General features: G+C 43.6%; 19 protein-coding genes. 13 read left to right on the top strand and 6 right to left on the bottom strand.

Annotated elements, in window-relative coordinates; genetic code table 11:
- The first annotated feature begins 70 nt into the window (after positions 1 to 70).
- From msbA to RJ41_RS10835, 5 genes are all read left to right on the top strand, one after another.
- On the top strand, positions 71 to 1819 hold the full coding sequence (gene msbA, locus RJ41_RS10855; protein WP_039220446.1) for a lipid A export permease/ATP-binding protein MsbA: 1749 nt from the start codon (positions 71 to 73) through the stop codon (positions 1817 to 1819).
- The gene (gene lpxK / locus RJ41_RS10850) at positions 1816 to 2847 is read left to right on the top strand and encodes a tetraacyldisaccharide 4'-kinase (RefSeq protein ID WP_039220443.1); all 1032 of its coding nucleotides are present in this window, start codon (positions 1816 to 1818) and stop codon (positions 2845 to 2847) included. Before msbA ends, lpxK begins: the two co-directional genes overlap by 4 nt.
- Before the next feature lie 5 nt (positions 2848 to 2852).
- Complete coding sequence (locus tag RJ41_RS10845) at positions 2853 to 3047, top strand: Trm112 family protein (RefSeq protein WP_014949430.1); 195 nt, start codon at positions 2853 to 2855, stop codon at positions 3045 to 3047.
- Between the two features lie 42 nt (positions 3048 to 3089).
- On the top strand, positions 3090 to 3839 hold the full coding sequence (gene kdsB, locus RJ41_RS10840; protein ID WP_039220441.1) for a 3-deoxy-manno-octulosonate cytidylyltransferase: 750 nt from the start codon (positions 3090 to 3092) through the stop codon (positions 3837 to 3839).
- 131 nt (positions 3840 to 3970) lie between these two features.
- Positions 3971 to 4630, top strand: coding sequence for an SDR family oxidoreductase (locus RJ41_RS10835; protein ID WP_039220438.1), 660 nt, complete (start codon positions 3971 to 3973; stop codon positions 4628 to 4630).
- A gap of 142 nt (positions 4631 to 4772) precedes the next feature.
- On the opposite strand, the gene RJ41_RS10830 is transcribed toward RJ41_RS10835, so the two are convergent.
- Both RJ41_RS10830 and rimO read right to left on the bottom strand, forming a co-directional pair.
- Positions 4773 to 5585 (bottom strand): substrate-binding periplasmic protein, encoded by an 813-nt coding sequence (locus RJ41_RS10830; RefSeq protein WP_039220437.1) that lies wholly within the window; start codon positions 5583 to 5585, stop codon positions 4773 to 4775.
- A gap of 161 nt (positions 5586 to 5746) precedes the next feature.
- Complete coding sequence (gene rimO / locus RJ41_RS10825; RefSeq protein WP_039220436.1) at positions 5747 to 7201, bottom strand: 30S ribosomal protein S12 methylthiotransferase RimO; 1455 nt, start codon at positions 7199 to 7201, stop codon at positions 5747 to 5749.
- Between the two features lie 306 nt (positions 7202 to 7507).
- On the opposite strand from rimO, the gene RJ41_RS10820 reads away from it, so the two are divergent.
- Positions 7508 to 7978, top strand: a complete 471-nt coding sequence (locus tag RJ41_RS10820; RefSeq protein ID WP_014976532.1) for a DUF2919 family protein — start codon at positions 7508 to 7510, stop codon at positions 7976 to 7978.
- A gap of 90 nt (positions 7979 to 8068) precedes the next feature.
- On the opposite strand, the gene RJ41_RS10815 is transcribed toward RJ41_RS10820, so the two are convergent.
- Positions 8069 to 8482: a hypothetical protein gene (locus RJ41_RS10815; protein WP_039220432.1), complete on the bottom strand. Its 414-nt coding sequence runs from the start codon at positions 8480 to 8482 to the stop codon at positions 8069 to 8071.
- Between the two features lie 111 nt (positions 8483 to 8593).
- Positions 8594 to 9370 carry a tRNA cyclic N6-threonylcarbamoyladenosine(37) synthase TcdA gene (gene tcdA, locus RJ41_RS10810; RefSeq protein WP_014949437.1) on the bottom strand — a complete coding sequence of 259 codons (777 nt, stop codon included), beginning with the start codon at positions 9368 to 9370 and terminating at the stop codon, positions 8594 to 8596.
- A 219-nt stretch (positions 9371 to 9589) separates the two neighbouring features.
- Between tcdA and RJ41_RS10805 the strand changes: the two genes are divergently transcribed.
- The 4 genes from RJ41_RS10805 to RJ41_RS10790 all read left to right on the top strand — a co-directional run bounded on the left by RJ41_RS10805 (position 9590) and on the right by RJ41_RS10790 (position 13779).
- The gene (locus RJ41_RS10805; RefSeq protein ID WP_039220430.1) at positions 9590 to 10555 is read left to right on the top strand and encodes a glutathione S-transferase family protein; all 966 of its coding nucleotides are present in this window, start codon (positions 9590 to 9592) and stop codon (positions 10553 to 10555) included.
- A gap of 86 nt (positions 10556 to 10641) precedes the next feature.
- On the top strand, positions 10642 to 11505 hold the full coding sequence (locus tag RJ41_RS10800) for a pirin family protein (RefSeq protein ID WP_039220427.1): 864 nt from the start codon (positions 10642 to 10644) through the stop codon (positions 11503 to 11505).
- Positions 11506 to 11620: 115 nt separating this feature from the next.
- The gene (locus RJ41_RS10795) at positions 11621 to 12124 is read left to right on the top strand and encodes a GNAT family N-acetyltransferase (protein WP_039220426.1); all 504 of its coding nucleotides are present in this window, start codon (positions 11621 to 11623) and stop codon (positions 12122 to 12124) included.
- Positions 12125 to 12318: 194 nt separating this feature from the next.
- Positions 12319 to 13779, top strand: coding sequence for a phosphohexomutase domain-containing protein (locus RJ41_RS10790; protein ID WP_039220423.1), 1461 nt, complete (start codon positions 12319 to 12321; stop codon positions 13777 to 13779).
- Between the two features lie 243 nt (positions 13780 to 14022).
- Here RJ41_RS10790 and RJ41_RS10785 read toward each other — a convergent pair whose 3' ends face one another.
- On the bottom strand, positions 14023 to 14445 hold the full coding sequence (locus tag RJ41_RS10785; protein WP_039220421.1) for a DUF3429 domain-containing protein: 423 nt from the start codon (positions 14443 to 14445) through the stop codon (positions 14023 to 14025).
- Positions 14446 to 14544: 99 nt separating this feature from the next.
- Entirely contained in the window at positions 14545 to 15822 is a 1278-nt protein-coding gene (locus RJ41_RS10780) for a citrate synthase (RefSeq protein ID WP_014949444.1), read from the bottom strand.
- A gap of 704 nt (positions 15823 to 16526) precedes the next feature.
- Between RJ41_RS10780 and sdhC the strand changes: the two genes are divergently transcribed.
- From sdhC to sdhA, 3 genes are read left to right on the top strand one after another with little or no spacing between them, the layout of a single operon-like run.
- Positions 16527 to 16901 carry a succinate dehydrogenase, cytochrome b556 subunit gene (gene sdhC, locus RJ41_RS10775; protein ID WP_014998321.1) on the top strand — a complete coding sequence of 125 codons (375 nt, stop codon included), beginning with the start codon at positions 16527 to 16529 and terminating at the stop codon, positions 16899 to 16901.
- On the top strand, positions 16895 to 17242 hold the full coding sequence (sdhD, locus tag RJ41_RS10770; RefSeq protein WP_014949446.1) for a succinate dehydrogenase, hydrophobic membrane anchor protein: 348 nt from the start codon (positions 16895 to 16897) through the stop codon (positions 17240 to 17242). Before sdhC ends, sdhD begins: the two co-directional genes overlap by 7 nt.
- Before the next feature lies 1 nt (position 17243).
- Entirely contained in the window at positions 17244 to 19016 is a 1773-nt protein-coding gene (gene sdhA / locus RJ41_RS10765) for a succinate dehydrogenase flavoprotein subunit (protein ID WP_014949447.1), read from the top strand.
- The last annotated feature ends 1 nt before the right edge of the window (position 19017 follow it).

Genomic DNA, 19017 nt, shown 5'->3' with positions numbered 1-19017 from the left:
TTAGAGCGAGAACGAGTACAATACTTTCAACGCGTTTTTGTTAACGTTTCAAACAGGTTAAAAAAACTACATGCAACAAGCCGACAACTCGGATTATCAAATTAAGCGCTTTTTACAGTATCTTAAAGCGTATAAAGTGCCTTTCGTTTTTGCCATCATCGGTATGATTGGTTATTCCGCGGTAGATACTTTTGTATTCTCGCAGCTTCAGCCAATGATTGATGAATCGTTGGGGAACAATGACCGCGACTATCTTCGTTTAGCCGCTTATGCGATTGTACCGCTCTTCTTGTTACGGGGTGTTTTCAACTTTTTAGGTAGTTACACGCTAAGCTGGATTGGTGCACAGGTGGTAATGCGCATGCGCCAGCAGTTGTTTGAAAAATACATTCATCTTCCTGTGGCATTTCACGATAATCATGCGGTTGGCGGGCTTATCAGTAAAGTCACCTACGACACAGAGCAAGTGGCTAATGCATCTGGTAAGGCGCTGCTTACATTGGTGAGGGAAGGCGCACTGGTCATCGGTTTGCTGTGTGTCATGTTCTATTACTCATGGCAGCTTTCGCTCATATTTCTTTTAATTGGCCCGATTGTGGCGGTGATTGTTTCTATCGTCAGTAAGCGTTTTCGCGTTGTAAGTAAAAACATTCAACAATCAATGGGCAACCTAACATCGTCGGTAGAGCAAGCGGTGAAAGGTCACAAAGTTGTGATCATGTTTGGCGGTCAAGAAATAGAGCAAAAGCGTTTCGAGCAGAAAAACAATCACAACCGTCAACAGTCAATGAAGCTGAATGTCACCTCTATTTTGAGTGTGTCTTCAATACAAGTAATAGCGTCAATTGCCCTTGCTGTCGTTCTGTTTATTGCCAGCACGCCCGGTATGCTTGAAAAGCTTACAGCAGGCGTATTTATTAATGTGGTCTTTTGTATGGTGATGCTGCTTAAACCTCTTAAACAGCTCACTACCATTAATAACCAATTTCAAAAAGGTATGGCAGCCTGCGCCAGTATTTTTGAAATTCTTGATGAAGCAGATGAAGAAGATAAAGGAAAAAACAAAGTAGAGCGCGCAACAGGAAAAATTGAATTTGACGACGTTACGTTCTCTTATCCAGGAAAACAGACGCCCGCGTTATCTAATGTGAGCTTTATCGCAAACCCTGGGCAGTCGATTGCTTTGGTAGGGCGCTCGGGAAGTGGTAAATCGACCATCTCGTCGCTGCTTACACGCTTTTATGTACCGCAAGAAGGTGAAATTCGCTTGGATGACACGGCGCTCAACGATATTGATCTTAAAGATCTGCGGGCGCAGTTCGCCGTGGTATCGCAAAACGTTACGCTGTTTAACGATACCATAGCTAACAATATTGCTTATGGTGCGCGCCAAAACGTATCACGTAAAGACATCGAAAATGCGGCAAAGATGGCGCATGTTGATGAGTTCTTATCGAACTTACCTGAAGGGTTAGATACGGTTATTGGTGAAAACGGCTTAATGCTTTCGGGTGGACAGCGTCAGCGTATTGCTATTGCGCGGGCAATACTTGCCGAAGCGCCCATACTAATTCTTGACGAAGCGACATCTGCCCTTGATACAGAGTCTGAACGTTTGATCCAAGACGCATTAGAAACGCTGCAAAAACGATGCACCAGCATTGTTGTGGCGCACCGCTTGTCTACCATAGAAAACGCAGATTGCATTATGGTTGTGGAGCAGGGGCGCATTATTGAAAAAGGTAAACACAACGAATTGCTTGAAAAAGGTGGTCACTACGCGCAACTGCACGCGTTGCAATTTGGTGAGACTAAGTGAGTCAATCTCAAAGTAAAACCAATCACGATAAATGGTATTTCGGCCATCCTTTAGTGTGGCTGCTCTCACCATTTGCGCTGCTGTTCTACTTTATTTCGGCAATTCGCCGGTTACTTTTTAAAATTGGACTCAAAAAGGCCTTTAAGGTTAACGCTCCCGTGATTGTCGTTGGCAACATATCAGTGGGCGGCAACGGAAAAACGCCAGTCGTATTAGCTTTAGCCGATTATTACCAGAAGCAGGGCATTAAGGTCGGTATTTTAAGTCGTGGCTATGGCGCTAAATCACCAGAATACCCGCGATTAGTGAAAGGCGAAGATGATGCGTCTGAAGTGGGTGACGAACCTCGTTTACTGGCCATTAGAAGCCAGTGCGACGTTGTTATCGATCCAGTCCGCGCGCGCGGAGCCGCATATTTAAGTGACGAATTACACTGCGATTTAATTATTTGTGATGACGGCCTTCAACATTACGCGCTTCATCGCGACGTTGAAATTGTAGTGATGGACGATAGAAAAGTAGGCAGTGGTTATTTGCTGCCAATGGGGCCCCTTCGCGAAGGACAATGGCGCCTTGGTACCGTTGATGCGCTAGTACATAATAGCCGTTCAATGCCGACATTTAGCCATGCTGTAGCGCCTCAATATTTAATGACCTTAGTACCAGGGGACTTCACCTCTGTTTCAAACAGAGTAAGAACCAGTCCCCTTGAAGAGATACAAAAAGTGCCGTGCAGCGCAATTGCTGGAATAGGTTCACCTCAGCGTTTTTTCTCTCAGCTTAAAGAAATGGGTATCCAGCTTTCTTCGGCTACACCGCTGGCGGATCATCATGCGATCACACGGTCAGACATACCGAATGGCAGAGTGTTAATGACAGAAAAAGACGCCGTTAAAGCTGCACCTTTTGCTCATAACGACTGCTGGTTTTTACCTGTTACCGCGCATTTAGCGCCAGACTTTTTTAATTTAGTGAATGTGAAACTTGCCAAAGCAGGTTTGAAGATCAACCAAGACGGACAGGAATAATAACAATGGCCTTTGATAAAAAGCTTTTAGAAGTTTTGGCTTGCCCAGTGTGTAAGGGAAAATTAGTTCTGAGTGATGATAGCACCCAGTTAGTGTGTCGATTTGATAGATTGGCTTTCGATATTAAAGATGGCATCCCCGTACTTATCGAAAGTAAAGCAACAGCATTGTCGTTAGACGATGTAGACGCAACACGGTAATAATCCGTTAAACTAAGTGGTAAATAAGGGCGAAACAAAGTTATGTCATTTACAGTTGTAATCCCTGCTCGATACGGCTCAAGTCGGTTTCCTGGCAAACCCTTAGCGCTTATTGACGGAAAGCCGATGATTCAACATGTGGTTGAACGTGCTAAAGAAGCTGGAGCCGATAACGTCATCGTTGCCACCGACGATGAACGTATTCAAAACGTCGTGCTTGGTTTTGCTCAAGTATGCATGACGTCTGTCAACCATCAGTCAGGCACAGAGCGTATTGCCGAAGTTGTCGAAAAAGAAGGCATTGCGAGTTCTACGATTGTGGTTAACGTACAGGGGGATGAGCCATTTATTCCCGCCGAAAACATCAGGCAGGTTGCAGATAATCTTGCCAATGCGCCTCAGTGCCAGATGGCGACGCTATCTACGCCTATCGAAAGTGTTGAGGATGTGTTTAACCCCAATATCGTTAAGGTGTTGGTAAACGAAAAGGGTGAGTCTATCTATTTTTCACGTTCTCCTATTCCTTTTGAACGCGATCACATGATGGCAAACCCACAATCTGCAAATACGTCGCTGTACAAACGCCATATAGGTATTTATGCCTATCGTGCTGAATACATTAAGCAATATGTTGCCTATGCGCCTAGCTCTCTGGAGCAAATTGAATCCTTGGAACAGCTTCGAGCCATATGGTATGGCGATAAGATTCACTGTGAGGTGGCGATAGCGCCACCGCCAGTTGGAATTGATACCCCGGAAGATCTAGAACGTCTTTTAAAGACTATAAGTTAATAAGAAATGAGTGCTGAAATAGGGCTGACGCTTTGTAGTAAATTAGCAACAAGCCTAATCTAAACAGCCAGTTCTTGTAAAAGGTGAGTGAAACCTTTTAAACGCATACACATAGTAACAAGGGAACCGTTATGAACGTAGTTATTACCGGTGGCAACAGAGGCATAGGCCTTGCGCTTACCAAGCGATATAAAGCACGTGGTGCGAAAGTTTATGCTACCTGTCGAAACAGTTGCGACGAGCTAAACAGTGCTGGTGTAACAATCATCAAAGGTGTGGACGTATCCCAACCAGAAATGTTGGCTGAAAAGCTTGCACCTTTAATGGACGTTGACATCGATTTGCTCATTAATAATGCCGGAGTGCTCGGACACGAGAGTATTGACGATTGGGATCCAAATACCATCGATTATCAATTTAGGGTTAATGCATTAGGTCCATTGTTAGTTACTCAAACACTATTACCGGCAATGGCAAAAGACGGTAAAATTGCCATGATTACCAGTCGCATGGGTTCAATGGCAGACAATGGGTCAGGCGGCTACTATGGCTACCGAATGTCCAAAGCCGCACTAAACGCGGCGGGAGTTTCCATGGCGAATGATCTGAAGCCCAAGGGGATTGCAGTAGGTATTTTTCATCCTGGATTCGTTCAAACAGAAATGGTGAATGGAGCGGGAGATATTGATGCTGATACCTGTGCTGAGCGTTTGTCACAACGCATAGATGAGCTAAATGTATCTAACGCAGGTCGCTTCATCCATTCAAATGGTGACGAGTTGCCCTGGTAGGTTTAATGATGGCTTGCCACAAACTCAATCAATAATGCATCACACCAAGAGAGCGCTTACGAAAAGCGCTCTTTTACTTTTAAACTACACCTGTCTTTAACTGTACGTGTCCTTAACTACATCGTTCCAATGCGTCCTAGCTTTAGCGCGTTAAATCATACGTATCAATGATTTGCTTAATAGACCCGTCTTTAAAACGAGCGCTAAGGGCTTGGTTAAACTCTGGAAATAGTGATGCGCACTTTGATTTGGCGGAGATAGCAAAATGTACATTGTTTGATGATATAGGTGACTGGCTTATTCGCATGCCGTCATTTTCTGGGTCGTTCAAGTGGCTTAGTGCTGCGCTTTGTGGTGAAACAGCGTAGTCAGCGCGATGTCGACGTATCATTTCATACATTTTGTCGTGGTCTTTAACTTCGATAATATTCAAGTTTGATTTAATGCTATCGAATTTTTCACCTAAGCTTATTCCTCGAGGCATCACACCAATATATTGCGCGAGTGCGTTAAGCGAAAGGTCGGTACCTCGCGTTTGAGAAAGTGAAGGAGAGAGCACAACGTAAACCTCTTCTGCTGCAAACGGTGCGGTGATAAGCCATTTTCGACTACGAGCTTGGTTCCAATAGTTTCCCGCCAAAATATCAAGCTCGCCCGCGTCGAGTTTGGATTCTATTCGTTTCCAGGGGAGCCCGGTTTCTATCTTTAGTGTGACACCTAAATCCCGTGCTAGCAGGGTTAAAACGTCAAATGCTATCCCCGTAGCTTTCAACCTTCCTTCAAACTCGTTAAATGCGTAGGGAAACCACTGTTGTGCTCCCGCGGTGTGTAAAGTCTTGCACTCTGTACTGGCATATGCACGAGGGTTGAATACGAAAGTTAAAATGAGCACTATGCCAAATGACAAGATGTGGCGGGAAGAGTGTTTCAGTTTGGAGTAGGGTAACATTGCCATATTTTATTCACGTACCACAGAAGATGGCATTGATAGTTTTACTTGTTTAATTGTGTGTAGGGTCTGTTATACATAAAACCCTATCGACTGGCAATTAGCCGATAGGGTTACAAAAATAACGAATAGATGACTTTCGAGTATAGACTGCAGTTAATCGAAAGTTACAGCGCGGGATCAGCGCCTTCGTCTTCTTCGTCTTGGTCTTCAGACAATACTGCCCATACATCGTGTTCGTTAGCGTGAATAACTTCTGCCCATACACGATCGCCAGGTTTTACGTCATAAACGCCGTTTAAATGAACCAGACCATCAACTTCCGGTGCGTCTGCATAGGTACGGCCAACGGCACCTTCTGCATCAACGCTGTCGATAACAACTTGATATTCGTTACCGATTCTCGCTTGAAGTCGCGCTGCGCTTATTTCGCCCTGTACTTCCATAAACCGTGCAAGGCGAGCTTGTTTCACTTCTTCTGGCACTGGGTCGGGGAGGTCATTTGCTCTTGCACCTTCAACAGGGGAATAGGCGAATGCACCAACGCGATCAAGCTGCGCTTCGCGAAGGAAGTCCAATAACTCTTCAAACTCTTCTTCCGTTTCGCCCGGAAAGCCGACGATGAATGTCGAACGAATGACTAATGATGGGCACTGTTCGCGCCACTTTTTAACGCGCTCAAGAACACGTTCAGCGCTACCAGGGCGTTTCATTAACTTAAGAATACGTTTGTTGGCGTGTTGAAACGGAATATCCAAGTAAGGAAGGATTTTACCTTCGTTCATTAGTGGAATTAGGTCATCCACATGCGGGTAAGGGTACACGTAATGTAAACGGACCCAAATGCCCATTTCGCCCAGTTTTTCACACAACTGTTGCATGTGTGCTTTAACCGGCATGCCGTTCCAAAAGCCCGTTCTGTGCTTAACATCAACACCATAGGCGCTAGTGTCTTGTGAAATAACCAATAGCTCTTTAACACCAGCGTCTTTCAAACGCTTAGCTTCATCGAGTACGTTACCCACTGGGCGGCTGACAAGGTCGCCACGCATAGAAGGAATGATACAGAACGTGCAACGGTGGTTACAGCCTTCTGAAATCTTTAAATAAGCATAATGACGAGGCGTTAATTTTACACCATGGTCAGGGATCAGATCTTCAAACGGATTGTGCTGAGGTTTTGGAAGATGATCGTGTACTTGCTCAACTACCGTTTCGTAGGCATGAGGCCCCGTGATAGCCAGTACATTTGGATGAAGCTCTCTAATTTCGTCTTCTTTAACACCTAAACACCCTGTAACGATAACTTTGCCGTTTTCTTTAAGTGCTTCGCCTATGGTGTCTAATGACTCTTCTACCGCCGCGTCAATGAATCCACAGGTGTTAACGATAACCAAGTCGGCATCGTTGTAGGTAGGGACTACGTCATAACCTTCGGTGCGAAGTTGAGTAAGAATACGCTCTGAATCAACTAAGTTCTTAGGGCAACCTAAGCTAACAAAACCAATTCTGCTGCCATTGCTTTGTTGCGAAGGTTTGTTGTCACTTAATACCTTCACTGGCGTTTCTAGCGTGGTGGTTTTATTTACTACTTTGTTTGGATTAAACGTTTCTAATGTCATCTAAAATATCACCTGGAAAATGACTGAGCTTAAAATGGCCGCGGATTATACAGGAAAACACGCTTGTACGCAGTATATATAATTAGCGACCAAGATATAAACTATTGACGCATTTTCACAATACAGTCGTTATTTAGGCACTAAATGTGAAAACAAGTATAAACGGCCACGGGTTTCATTGTAAAAGCGGCGCGAACAAGGTTTAAAAATACCTTACCCACCCCCACGTTAATCACTTCTTGAAAATAAACATTATCAGAGTTGAATGCGCTTTAGGGTTCAAATTAATAAAATAGAAGTGAATGCATGCTTAAATTACCGCTAACTTTTTATGATGAGTCAGGGCGAATCCTTCCTCCCCGTTGGCTTTACAGCGTGTTTATACTTCTATGCATTGACTGGCTCGCGTTCGTCTTTTCTCTGGCTTCCCGCACTCAAACTAGTGAGCTACTTACGTTCTTTTACCCACAAAAAGAAACGTTAGGGTTGGGGTTAGCGGCAAGTTTACCTGTGTTAATTGCGTTATCTTTGGTTAGTCAACGAGATCGCTTATGGAAAAAAGGCTTTTTAGCATGGCGCCGATGGGTTATTCCGCTGGCTCAATTGGGGGTGTTGGCATTGTTGAGTGTTCAGCTTTACTACGCTATGCATCATCACTGGGGGTTTGAAACTATTACGGGTGTAAAAATCGTTTTTTACAGTATAGCCTTGTATGCAATTTCAAAAAGCCGTCATTTAAAGTGGATGGTAGAGGATTGGGAAACACCTAACCCCTGAACCTCATTCTCCAAAAACATCCTTATTGCAAATGTGTTTAATGCACTCAATTGAACAGACGTTAAACTGAGTGCAAAATCTGTGAGAACGTTAGTGGCTGCGTAAGTGGTTCCCCAACGCCTGTTCATAATAGGCAAATACGCTGATTTGACTGTCGTTAACCAGACGTTCATAGCAAATACCCGCTAAGGCATAGGTATTTTCACCAACCTGAAGAAAAACGGCAGGTGCTTTAGGATTTGACTGATCGTAAATCCATTCACCATCTAGCTGCGCTTTTAAAATTTCTCCAACGTATGCGCCAAAGATATTACAGATGGTGAACACTGCTTCATCTTCTAACGCTAAATCGTGATATTTGTCTACGAAACTAAGTAAAATATCGTCCACCAGTGCTACGCTAGCAGGTGAGTAGTCGAGTACAATTTCGAACTCATCAGCTGCTGTAGCCACAGCATCCTTCGCGCAATCTGCCATTAATTTATTGAGTTCATCAGGTGACATGTTGTTCTCCTTCTCACCGATACCTTTGGTATAACAAGTTAACGCTTAAAAAGTCGTTAAGACAAGGTGTTATAAGTTTATGACTATTGTGCGCAAGTTATCGGCCAAAGTCTATTTTTGTCCAGTTAATCTATTTATTACACTTGCAGCGGCAAACATACCAAAGGTGGCGGTTACGGTGACCACAGCACCAAAGCCGCCTGCACAGTCTAGTCGAGTACCACCTTCCATTGCAGATTTGTTGTAACAAACCGAGCCGTCTGGTTGTGGGTAGCGCAATTGCTCTGTTGAATAGATACATTCAACGCCAAAGCGGCGTTTTGGGTTTTTACTAAAATTATAGTTACGTCTAAGCTCACTGCGTAGCTTAGCCGCTAGGGGGTCTTGTGTTGTTTTAGCTAAATCGCCTTTAGTGACTTGAGTTGGGTCTATTTGACCGCCCGCACCGCCAACCGTAACAATGGGAATTTTGTTGCGTTTACAGTGGGCTATCATCGCCGCTTTAGCGCGAATACTGTCAGTGGCATCGACTACAGCGTGCATTTCTTTGGTTAAAAGCGTGGCCGTATTTTCTGGAGTGACAAAATCCTCAATACAGTTCACTTTGCAAGCAGGATTTATCAAGTGAATTCTCGATGCAATAGCGTCGACCTTTGCTTCTCCTATGGTATTGGAAAGCGCGTGAATTTGGCGATTTGTATTAGTTACGCAAACATCGTCTAAATCAATAAGGGTTATAGTACCTATACCCGAACGAGCTAGTGCTTCTGCAGTCCAACTTCCCACACCGCCAATGCCGACTACAGCCACATGACTGTTGGCTAAATTATTAGTTTGCTGTGCGCCATACAAACGCACAATACCGCCTAAACGTGGATCATCAGACATGTTTCACTTCACTTAAAATAAACTAACTCAAAGGCGTGTGTTTTCATAAAAATGTGCAAACACGCTAGCAGGGCGCGCATCATCTCAAAAGTGAACACTAAAGATCAATACACTCCAGTTTTTTCGAATAATAAATCCGATTTTAAGCGACATACGTTCTACCCAATACATGTTTAAATGAATTCATCGTTTAATGAAGTAATAAAAAGGGGCAGGCATATGGGCTTACTCGTTGATGGAAAATGGCAAGACAAGTGGTACGACACCAGCAAAAATGGTGGGAAATTTGAGCGCCAAGCATCTAAATTTCGTGACAAAGTTAGTAATGAAGATGGTTCCACGTTTCCCGCTGAATCTGGTCGCTATCATCTTTATGTCTCGTTAGCTTGTCCTTGGGCCCACAGAGCGCTCATATTTAGAAAGTTAAAGGGCTTGGAAGCGCATATTGATGTTTCGGTGGTACATCCTGAGATGCTTGATCAAGGCTGGGAGTTTAAAGATTACCCAGGATCAACGGGGGATAAGCTTTATAACTTTGATTATGCGCATCAAATTTATACTGAGGCAGCTCCTGAAATAACCACCCGTGTCACTGTTCCAATCCTTTGGGATAAACGAACAGAAACTATCGTTAATAATGAATCAGCTGAAATTATCCGTATTTTTAACAGTGGGTTTAATTCACTGACTAATAATGAAGACGATTATTATCCTAACGCCCAACGTGAAGAAATTGATGCCGTCAACAATATGGTGTATCACGACATAAATAATGGCGTGTACAAAGCTGGATTTGCTACAACGCAAGAGGCCTATGAAGAGGCAGTAACTGCATTGTTCTGCGCCCTAGATAGGGTTGAAGAAAGGTTGAGCAAACAACGTTATTTGGTTGGCAGCAAAATAACAGAAGCAGACTGGCGCTTATTTACCACGCTGATACGCTTCGACGCTGTGTATCACGGGCATTTTAAATGCAATAAAAAGCAAATCGCAGATTATCCAAACATCTACGGCTATATGAAAGAACTTTATCAAGTTCCGGGCGTTGCTGAAACGGTAAACTTCGACCATATCAAAAGGCACTATTACTACAGCCACACTATGATAAATCCAACCCAGGTAATCCCCGTCGGGCCAGAGCAAGATCTTATGTCGCCTCACGGTCGCGATAAAATAGAACGTTAAAGCACACAAAAGGTCGATAATACAAAAAGCTAAACGTGAAGCTCGTAAAAGATAGTGAAGGCTAAGATTTAAGGTAGATACACATTATGTCAGTGGAAGTGAGTGAACAAAAATCGATAGAGAAAGTGGTTACAGGTATGCCAACAAGTGATGGCGCGGGGGTGTCGCTTACTCGTATTATTGGGCAACCTGATCTACCTCGCCTCGATCCCTTTTTAATGTTGGATTTTTTTGGTTCAGATAATCCAGGTGAATACATTGCTGGTTTTCCACCACATCCTCACCGTGGTTTTCAGACAGTTACTTATATGCTTGCAGGAAAAATGCGCCATAAAGACTCTGTAGGCAATGAGGGGGTTATTGATGCTGGTGGCATTCAATGGATGAATGCGGGTCGAGGCATAATACATGAAGAAATGCCAGAGCAGGAGGAGGGCTTGTTACAAGGCTTTCAGCTGTGGGTGAATCTTCCGGCCGTAGAGAAAATGTCAGCGCCGAACTATCAAGACATACAGCCAGATAGTGTGCCTACAGTACACATTCAAGATGCAGTAATCAAAGTGTTAGCAGGTGAAATTGATGGTGTGAAAGGGCCTGTGAAGACAACGGCGGTTGCGCCTACTTTTTTAGACGTTGCACTACGAAGCGGGAGTTCGGAAATTGCACTGGGTTCGGATGAAGCTGCCTTTATTTATGTGTACGAGGGAAGCGTGGTCATTAATAGCGGCGAACTTAGCAAAGAAACAATTGTGTCGCAGGGAGAGCTGGGTGTTTTGTCTCAAAGTGGCAAGCAGCTATCTGTATCCGCTGATACAGGTTGTAAATTTATAGTGGTCTCAGGTAAACCTATTGAGGAGCCTGTGGTCCAATATGGGCCTTTTGTAATGAACACTCAGCAGGAAATTGTTCAGGCATTTAACGATTACCAAAGCGGTTCATTAGCGAAGTAGATACAAGGTTTGCCTGTTTTGATTCGACTATGGGTAATTATCTATGCGGACTGGTAGTAGACTGAGCTTTTAATCAATACCTCTTAATTAGGTTCAGCAAGGAGCAGCACTGTCGATGCAATTTGAAAGCGTCGCCGAAAAACACGTGCTATCACTTTTAGAATTTGAGCGTAGTAACAAAGCCTATTTTGAATTGTCTATAGCACCAAGAGAGGCAGCGTTTTATTCATTGGATGGCGTTGGCTACCACATTAGCGAATTGCTTTACTTACAACAGCAGAAAAGAGCTTGGGGTTATGTGCTTGTTGATGAACAACGAAATAACAAGGTTGTAGCGCGTGCTAACATCGAAAATAGAGCAGGCGACAAGGCGGAAATCGGCTATCGAGTTGCAGAGAAGGATTGTGGAAAAGGCATTGCTTCTCACTGCGTCTCATTTTTAATTGAGGAGGCCAAAAGCATGGGCATAAAATTGCTCACTGCAGAAGTCATGGACAACAATGCCGCTTCTGAAAAAGTCCTTATCAAGAATGGTTTTAGTCCTACGCTGTGCTTTCGCCGAAAGTATCGTCATCAAGGCGCTTTCCATAACAGTATCTACTTCGAACTCGCGCTTTAAACTCATCGATTGAAAACAGCGTTAGCGAAACGTTGCGCTGATTAAATTGAATTAGTAATTCACTCCCTCTAATGATTTAATATCGGTATGTCTAATCTCTTTTACGACAATAACAAAGGGGCGTATGCGCTTTTGTGTTGTAAAAAGCGATAATGTAATCGTAAATAGTTAAAACAAAGGGAATTTCGATCCAAATGGCAACCCCAATTACCTGCTTTAAAGCGTACGATATTCGTGGCGAATTGAACTCACAACTGACTGAAGATGTAGCGTATCGAATTGGCTATGCTTTTGCGCAAGAATTAAATGCGAAAACTGTTGTTGTTGGTAGTGACGTGCGTCTTACGTCAACACCATTAAAATTAGCGTTAAGCGCAGGTCTAATCGATGCTGGTGCAACAGTGACCGATATTGGCATGGCAGGAACAGAAGAAATTTACTTCGCTACCAAACACCTTGGCGTTGATGGTGGTATTGAAGTAACGGCAAGTCATAACCCCATTAATTACAACGGCATGAAATTGGTTAAGGCGGGCTCTGTTCCAATTAGCGGCGACACAGGTCTAAACGCCATAAAAGAGAAAGCGGAAGCATTAGAAGATAGCTTCGTGTCAGAGCGATTAGCACACTACACTGAGGGGGCGTTAATTGATGCCGATGCGTTTTTTAACGGTACGGCCCATGTAAAAGAAGACAAGCTTTCTGAAACCGAAAAATATACGGTTAAATCGTGTATGTCTGACTATGTATCTCACATGCTGTCTTATGTGAATTTAAGTAATTTTACACCGTTAAAAGTGGTAGTTAACGCTGGTAATGGTGCAGCAGGCCCTGCACTTGACGCCATTGAACAAGAAATGAAAGCGCAGGGTGTTCCGATAGAATTTGTAAAAGTACATCACAATGCTGATGGTACATTTCCAAACGGCATCCCCAATCCATTGTTACCTGAAAACCGTGCTGACACTGCTGATGCCGTTAGAGCGTCAGGAGCTGATTTTGGCATTGCATGGGATGGTGATTTCGACCGTTGCTTCTTGTTTGACGCTGATGGTGAATTTATTGAAGGATATTATATCGTTGGCTTGCTTGCTGAAGCCTTTATCGAGAAAAACACCGACAGTAAAATCATTTATGACCCTCGCGTATACTGGAATACAGAAGATATCGTAGCGAATGCAGGTGGTACACCCATTAAGTCGAAAACCGGCCATGCGTTTATTAAGGAGCGTATGCGCAAAGAAGATGCGGTCTATGGGGGTGAAATGAGTGCGCACCATTACTTTAGAGATTTTGCCTACTGTGATTCAGGCATGATCCCTTGGTTGTTAATTGCTGAATTGGTGTGTGTGAAAAAGCAAACACTAGCGAGTATGGTAAAAGCGCGAATTGAAGCGTTTCCATCTTCTGGTGAAATTAACAGTAAACTAAAAGATGCTGATGCAGCGCTGGAACGCGTTACAAGTAAATATCAGCCACTAGCCAGCGTAGTCGATACTACCGATGGTTTGGGTCTGGAGTTTGGTACTTGGCGCTTTAATTTACGTAAATCGAATACTGAGCCAGTTATTCGCTTAAACGTTGAAAGTAAAGGCGACATTGCGTTGATGGAACAAAAAACCGAAGAGCTACTTTCGCTTATTCGCGCTGAATAACCTCGTTACTTTTCGTTAATAACGCTAGAAGTAAAAAACGAAGGCGATAATATAGCGATATTATCGCCTTTTTTTTCGAGATTTAAACCTGTTAAAGCTATATTTATCAATTGCTTATACTGGTTATGCGTAACTTTTTGCTTGAGTTAGAAACTCGCTTAAGCACCGCAGGCTTTTGCCTCTTTTACTTTTTTCGCAATTATCTAATTTTATGTCTCTAAAGCTAAGCTGGTAGTAGTAACGCTAGACGAGCAAGTAAATCATCCAGGCGTGACAGATAACAACGACACTTGTTAATCCCATCCGCAAGCTTATGTAACTTACAATCTGCTCTTTAGGAAGGCTAAGGACAAATTTGTCGTAAATAAGTACTGCAACGTAGCTTAACGATAAAACGCCAAACACCTTCACGTCATGAGAGAACACTAAACACAGCCACCCAATTATGGTCGGCAACATAGCGACTAACATTTGTTTGTCATAACGTTGGTTACTTATCGCATCCCACCAATGAATGCCACCAAAGAAAGACAATAGCACAGCTGAGTATTGGACAAAGTAAACAGCGCTTTGTGTAAGCGATAACAGGTTAAGCTGATAAGCCAGTGGCATAGCCACAAAAGGAATGAGACCGGCAATACCTAGAAAAACCGCTGAATAGGGCATTGTTGTTCCTTGAAGTAATCTTGTATAAACAAAAATAGCGCCATAAAGGCGCTATTTTTACTATTAAGCGTAATACTTAGTTCAGTATTTACTAATTTACTACTTAATTGGCGTGTACTTACGCTGGTTGTGACCAGTGTAAAGCTGACGAGGACGACCAATTTTTTGTTTAGGGTCGCTCATCATTTCATGCCAGTGTGAAATCCAACCTACTGTACGAGATAGGGCAAAAATACACGTAAACATGTTGGTAGGAATACCAATTGCTTTAAGAACGATACCTGAGTAGAAGTCTACGTTCGGGAACAGTTTCTTCTCTGCAAAGTACGGGTCACTTAACGCAATCTTTTCTAGTTCCATCGCTACTTCTAGTAGTGGATCTTTTACGTTAAGCTCGCTTAATACTTCGTGACAGCTTTCACGCATTACTGTTGCACGTGGATCGTGATTTTTATAAACACGGTGACCGAAGCCCATAAGACGGAATGGGTCATTCTTGTCTTTAGCGCGTGCAATAAACTCAGGAATACGATCAACTGTGCCAATTTCTTCTAGCATGTTCAGACATGCTTCGTTTGCACCACCATGAGCAGGACCCCAAAGTGAAGCAACACCAGCAGAAATACATGCATATGGGTTCGCACCAGATGAACCGGCAAGACGAACGGTAGACGTTGAAGCATTCTGTTCGTGGTCTGCGTGAAGCGTAAAGATACGGTCCATCGCACGCTCAACAGCTGGGCTGATTTGATATTCTTCTGCTGGTACAGAGAACATCATGTTCAGGAAGTTAGCTGCATAGCTTAAGTCGTTTCGTGGATAAACAAACGGCTGACCTACATTGTACTTGTAGCACATAGCAACAAGAGTAGGCATTTTAGCAATTAGACGGTGTGCGCTGCGAATGCGCTGTTCTTCATTAGAAACGTCTAAATCGCTGTGGTAGAACGAAGACATCGCGCCAACGGTACCACATAGCATTGCCATAGGGTGGGCGTCGTTGCGGAAACCATGGAAGAACATGTTAATTTGTTCATGTACCATGGTGTGACGAGTAATTGTCTCTTTAAATTCTTCGTACTGTTCTTTTGTTGGTGCGTCACCGTGAAGAAGCATGTGACAAACTTCTAAGTAGTCTGCGTCACGCGCTAATTCTTCAATAGGGAAACCGCGGTGTAATAATACACCTTGAGCGCCATCAATATAGGTAATTGAAGACTCGCAAGATCCTGTCGCCATAAAACCTGGGTCGTACGTGAAATAACCGTGCTGGCCTAACGTACGGACATCGATTACATCTTGTCCTTCGGTGCCAGACAAGATAGGAAGCTCGATTTCCTTACCGCCGGCTTTAAGAATGGCTTTCTGATCTGCCATAAAATGCTCTCCTCAGAATGGTTCTGTTTGCAGCGAAAACGGACGAAAATATCCGCTTCGTTGGGAAAAGTGGGCGTATTTGTACTTTATTATGCACTAACAAGTCAATTTAATTGCATATTTGCACAATAAATATTCCGAATTGCTTAAAAAAATACTAGCAATCAGATAACGATTAATTAACTCGTTGGGATTTCACTTTGCCCGATACGGTGCAATTATCAATGGGTTTTCGATAAAGGTAAACCACCGAACGATAAATATATTAACAGCTTAGTTTAAAAAGTAACCTTTTGATGAGGAATAAATACGCACACAGATTAAAAGTGCTTAATTTCTCGTTGTTATGCATAGTTATTCCATTTAGCTGCTGGTAAACTTCTTAACACTGTAATTGCGCTCGTTTAAACGTGTTGCGCTCAATTTTGATCTCTTTTTATTCAAAATAATTATCATAAAAGTGTATATAGCGACTAAAGTCTTACTACGGCACAAAAAATTGTAATTATATACTACGCTGGATATACTCAGCGGTGCTTTGGAAATGGAATAATTATTCTGTTACAGGCATTAAAGAATAATTCACAAATTGTTAACAACTCAATGGATGAGGCAATTAACAGGTTAAAAATCGAATTCACTTACTCAGGACATAATAAAGGTAAGAAATTCATTATCCCCTACGGATTAAACAGGCATACATTGTGAAAAAGCAAAGACCAGTAAATTTAGAACTCAATACTATTAAATTTCCGCCCTCTGCTATTTCGTCAATTCTCCACCGCGTAACCGGTGTTGCAATGTTCTTCGCGCTACTTTTTGTTATCTGGGCATGGGCAGTTTCTGTTCATTCGCCTGAAGGTTTCGCGGACGTACAAGCAATCATGGACGGTTTCCTTGGAAAATTTGTCGCAATTGGCACAGCTTCAGCGCTGACGTATCACATTCTAGGCGGCCTAAGACACGTTGTTATGGATTTAGGTCACTGGGAAGAATTAGAGTCGGGTAACACAAGTGCAAAAGCAGTAATCGCACTTTGGGTTGTACTGACCGTAGTATTGGGAGTTGCATTATGGTAACCAACCAAGCAAGCATAAAGCGTGACGGCGTACAAGACTACGTTTCACTTCGCGCTACAGCAGCAATTATTTTCGCGTACTCGGTTTTCATGGCGTGGTTCTTTATTACCACCGATAACCTAACGTTTATCGAATGGCGAGGGTTGTTCTCTGGCCTAGCTATGAAAGTTTTCACATTGGCAGCACTTGTAGCAGTGATGATCCACGTGCGCATCGGCCTTTGGCAGGTGCTTACAGACTATGTTAAATCAGCAGGTCTGCGCGCAGGACTACAATATATCTTAAATATAATCGCATTCGGCTATGTAGCTGTTGGCCTATTCGTATTGTGGGGAGTGTAAAATGAGTTTACCCGTTCACGAGTTTGATGCAGTTGTAATTGGTGCTGGCGGTGCAGGTATGCGCGCAGCATTACAGATTTCGCAGTCTGGTAAATCATGTGCACTGTTATCTAAAGTATTTCCAACCCGTTCTCACACTGTGTCTGCGCAGGGTGGTATTACCGTAGCACTTGGTAATTCGCACGAAGACAACTGGGAATGGCACATGTATGACACCGTTAAGGGCTCTGATTATATCGGTGACCAAGACGCAATCGAATACATGTGTAAAACTGGCCCAGAAGCAATTATTGAAATGGAGAACATGGGCTTACCCTTCTCGCGTTTCGAAAATGGTAAAATCTACCAGCGTCCTTTTGGCGGCCAGTCTAAGAACTTTGGTGGCGAGCAGGGCGCTCGCACAGCAGCTGCAGCTGACCGTACTGGTCACGCGCTTCTACACCTTCTTTACCAGCAAAACGTAAAGAACAAAACAAAAGTTTTCTCTGAGTGGTATGCACTTGACCTAGTTAAAAACCAAGACGGAGACGTTGTTGGTTGTACCGCGATTGATATCGAATCTGGTGAAGTAGTTTACTTCAAGTCTCGCGCAGTTGTACTTGCAACAGGTGGTGCGGGTCGTATCTACGCATCTACTACAAATGCACACATCAATACCGGTGACGGTGTTGGTATGGCACTTCGTGCAGGCGTTGCAGTTCAAGATATGGAAATGTGGCAGTTCCACCCAACGGGTATTGCTGGCGCAGGAACATTGGTAACAGAAGGTTGTCGTGGTGAAGGTGGTTACCTTCTAAACAAAGACGGCGAACGTTTCATGGAACGTTATGCACCTAACGCGAAAGACCTTGCTGGTCGTGACGTTGTTGCGCGTTCAATGATGACTGAAATTCGTGAAGGTCGTGGTTGTGAAGGCCCATGGGGTACTCACATTAAGCTTAAGCTTGACCACCTTGGTAAAGACGTTCTTGAGTCTCGTCTACCTGGTATCCTTGAGCTTTCACGTACGTTTGCACACGTTGACCCAGTGAAAGAGCCAATTCCAGTAATTCCTACTTGTCACTATATGATGGGTGGTATTCCTACAAATGTTGATGGCCAATGTCTAACGGTTGATGAAAACGGTAACGACAAGGTTGTCAACGGTCTATTTGCTTGTGGTGAGATTGCCTGTGTATCTGTACACGGTGCGAACCGTCTTGGCGGTAACTCACTTCTTGACCTTGTTGTATTCGGTCGCGCGACCGGTTTACACCTTGGTAAGACATTGTCTGAAATGGCACCAACACGCGACGCATCAGAGTCTGATCTTGAAGCTTCTATGACGCGTTTCAACCGTTGGGAAAATTCAGAGAAAGGTAAGGGCGAAGACCCAGTTCAAATTAAGAAAGACTTGCAGAAATGCATGCAGCTTAACTTCTCAGTATTCCGTGAAGGTGAAGCAATGGCGGAAGGTCTTAAAGAGCTTAGCGAAATTCGCGAGCGTCTTAAGCATGCACGCCTTGACGACAAGAGCGCAGACTTCAATACCCAGCGTATTGAGTGTTTAGAGCTTGATAACCTGATGGAAACCGCGTACAGCACAGCAGTAGCAGCGAACTTCAGAACGGAAAGCCGTGGCGCCCACAGCCGCTTCGACTTCCCGGACCGTGATGATGATAACTGGTTATGCCACAGTATCTACGATCCGAACACTGATAAAATGCTTAAACGTGAAGTGAATATGGCGCCTAAGCTTAGGGAAGCATTCCCGCCTAAAGTGCGTTCATATTAAG

It is taken from the genome of Alteromonas marina (assembly GCF_000808575.1).
GTDB classification, from domain to species: Bacteria; Pseudomonadota; Gammaproteobacteria; order Enterobacterales; family Alteromonadaceae; genus Alteromonas; species Alteromonas marina_A.
The sequence above is the reverse complement of the archived record's forward strand: the minus strand, read 5'-3'. Positions and strand labels throughout refer to the sequence as shown.

Coding starts and splice junctions, on each gene's coding strand:
- RJ41_RS10815 (WP_039220432.1), bottom strand. CDS start 8,482: ATGTCACCTGATGAACTCAATAAATTAATGGCAGATTGCGCGAAGGAT.
- RJ41_RS10805 (WP_039220430.1), top strand. CDS start 9,590: ATGGGCTTACTCGTTGATGGAAAATGGCAAGACAAGTGGTACGACACC.
- rimO (WP_039220436.1), bottom strand. CDS start 7,201: ATGACATTAGAAACGTTTAATCCAAACAAAGTAGTAAATAAAACCACC.
- sdhD (WP_014949446.1), top strand. CDS start 16,895: ATGGTAACCAACCAAGCAAGCATAAAGCGTGACGGCGTACAAGACTAC.
- RJ41_RS10780 (WP_014949444.1), bottom strand. CDS start 15,822: ATGGCAGATCAGAAAGCCATTCTTAAAGCCGGCGGTAAGGAAATCGAG.
- RJ41_RS10835 (WP_039220438.1), top strand. CDS start 3,971: ATGAACGTAGTTATTACCGGTGGCAACAGAGGCATAGGCCTTGCGCTT.
- RJ41_RS10795 (WP_039220426.1), top strand. CDS start 11,621: ATGCAATTTGAAAGCGTCGCCGAAAAACACGTGCTATCACTTTTAGAA.
- RJ41_RS10845 (WP_014949430.1), top strand. CDS start 2,853: ATGGCCTTTGATAAAAAGCTTTTAGAAGTTTTGGCTTGCCCAGTGTGT.
- kdsB (WP_039220441.1), top strand. CDS start 3,090: ATGTCATTTACAGTTGTAATCCCTGCTCGATACGGCTCAAGTCGGTTT.
- msbA (WP_039220446.1), top strand. CDS start 71: ATGCAACAAGCCGACAACTCGGATTATCAAATTAAGCGCTTTTTACAG.
- RJ41_RS10830 (WP_039220437.1), bottom strand. CDS start 5,585: ATGGCAATGTTACCCTACTCCAAACTGAAACACTCTTCCCGCCACATC.
- RJ41_RS10800 (WP_039220427.1), top strand. CDS start 10,642: ATGTCAGTGGAAGTGAGTGAACAAAAATCGATAGAGAAAGTGGTTACA.
- RJ41_RS10785 (WP_039220421.1), bottom strand. CDS start 14,445: ATGCCCTATTCAGCGGTTTTTCTAGGTATTGCCGGTCTCATTCCTTTT.
- tcdA (WP_014949437.1), bottom strand. CDS start 9,370: ATGTCTGATGATCCACGTTTAGGCGGTATTGTGCGTTTGTATGGCGCA.
- RJ41_RS10820 (WP_014976532.1), top strand. CDS start 7,508: ATGCTTAAATTACCGCTAACTTTTTATGATGAGTCAGGGCGAATCCTT.
- sdhA (WP_014949447.1), top strand. CDS start 17,244: ATGAGTTTACCCGTTCACGAGTTTGATGCAGTTGTAATTGGTGCTGGC.
- RJ41_RS10790 (WP_039220423.1), top strand. CDS start 12,319: ATGGCAACCCCAATTACCTGCTTTAAAGCGTACGATATTCGTGGCGAA.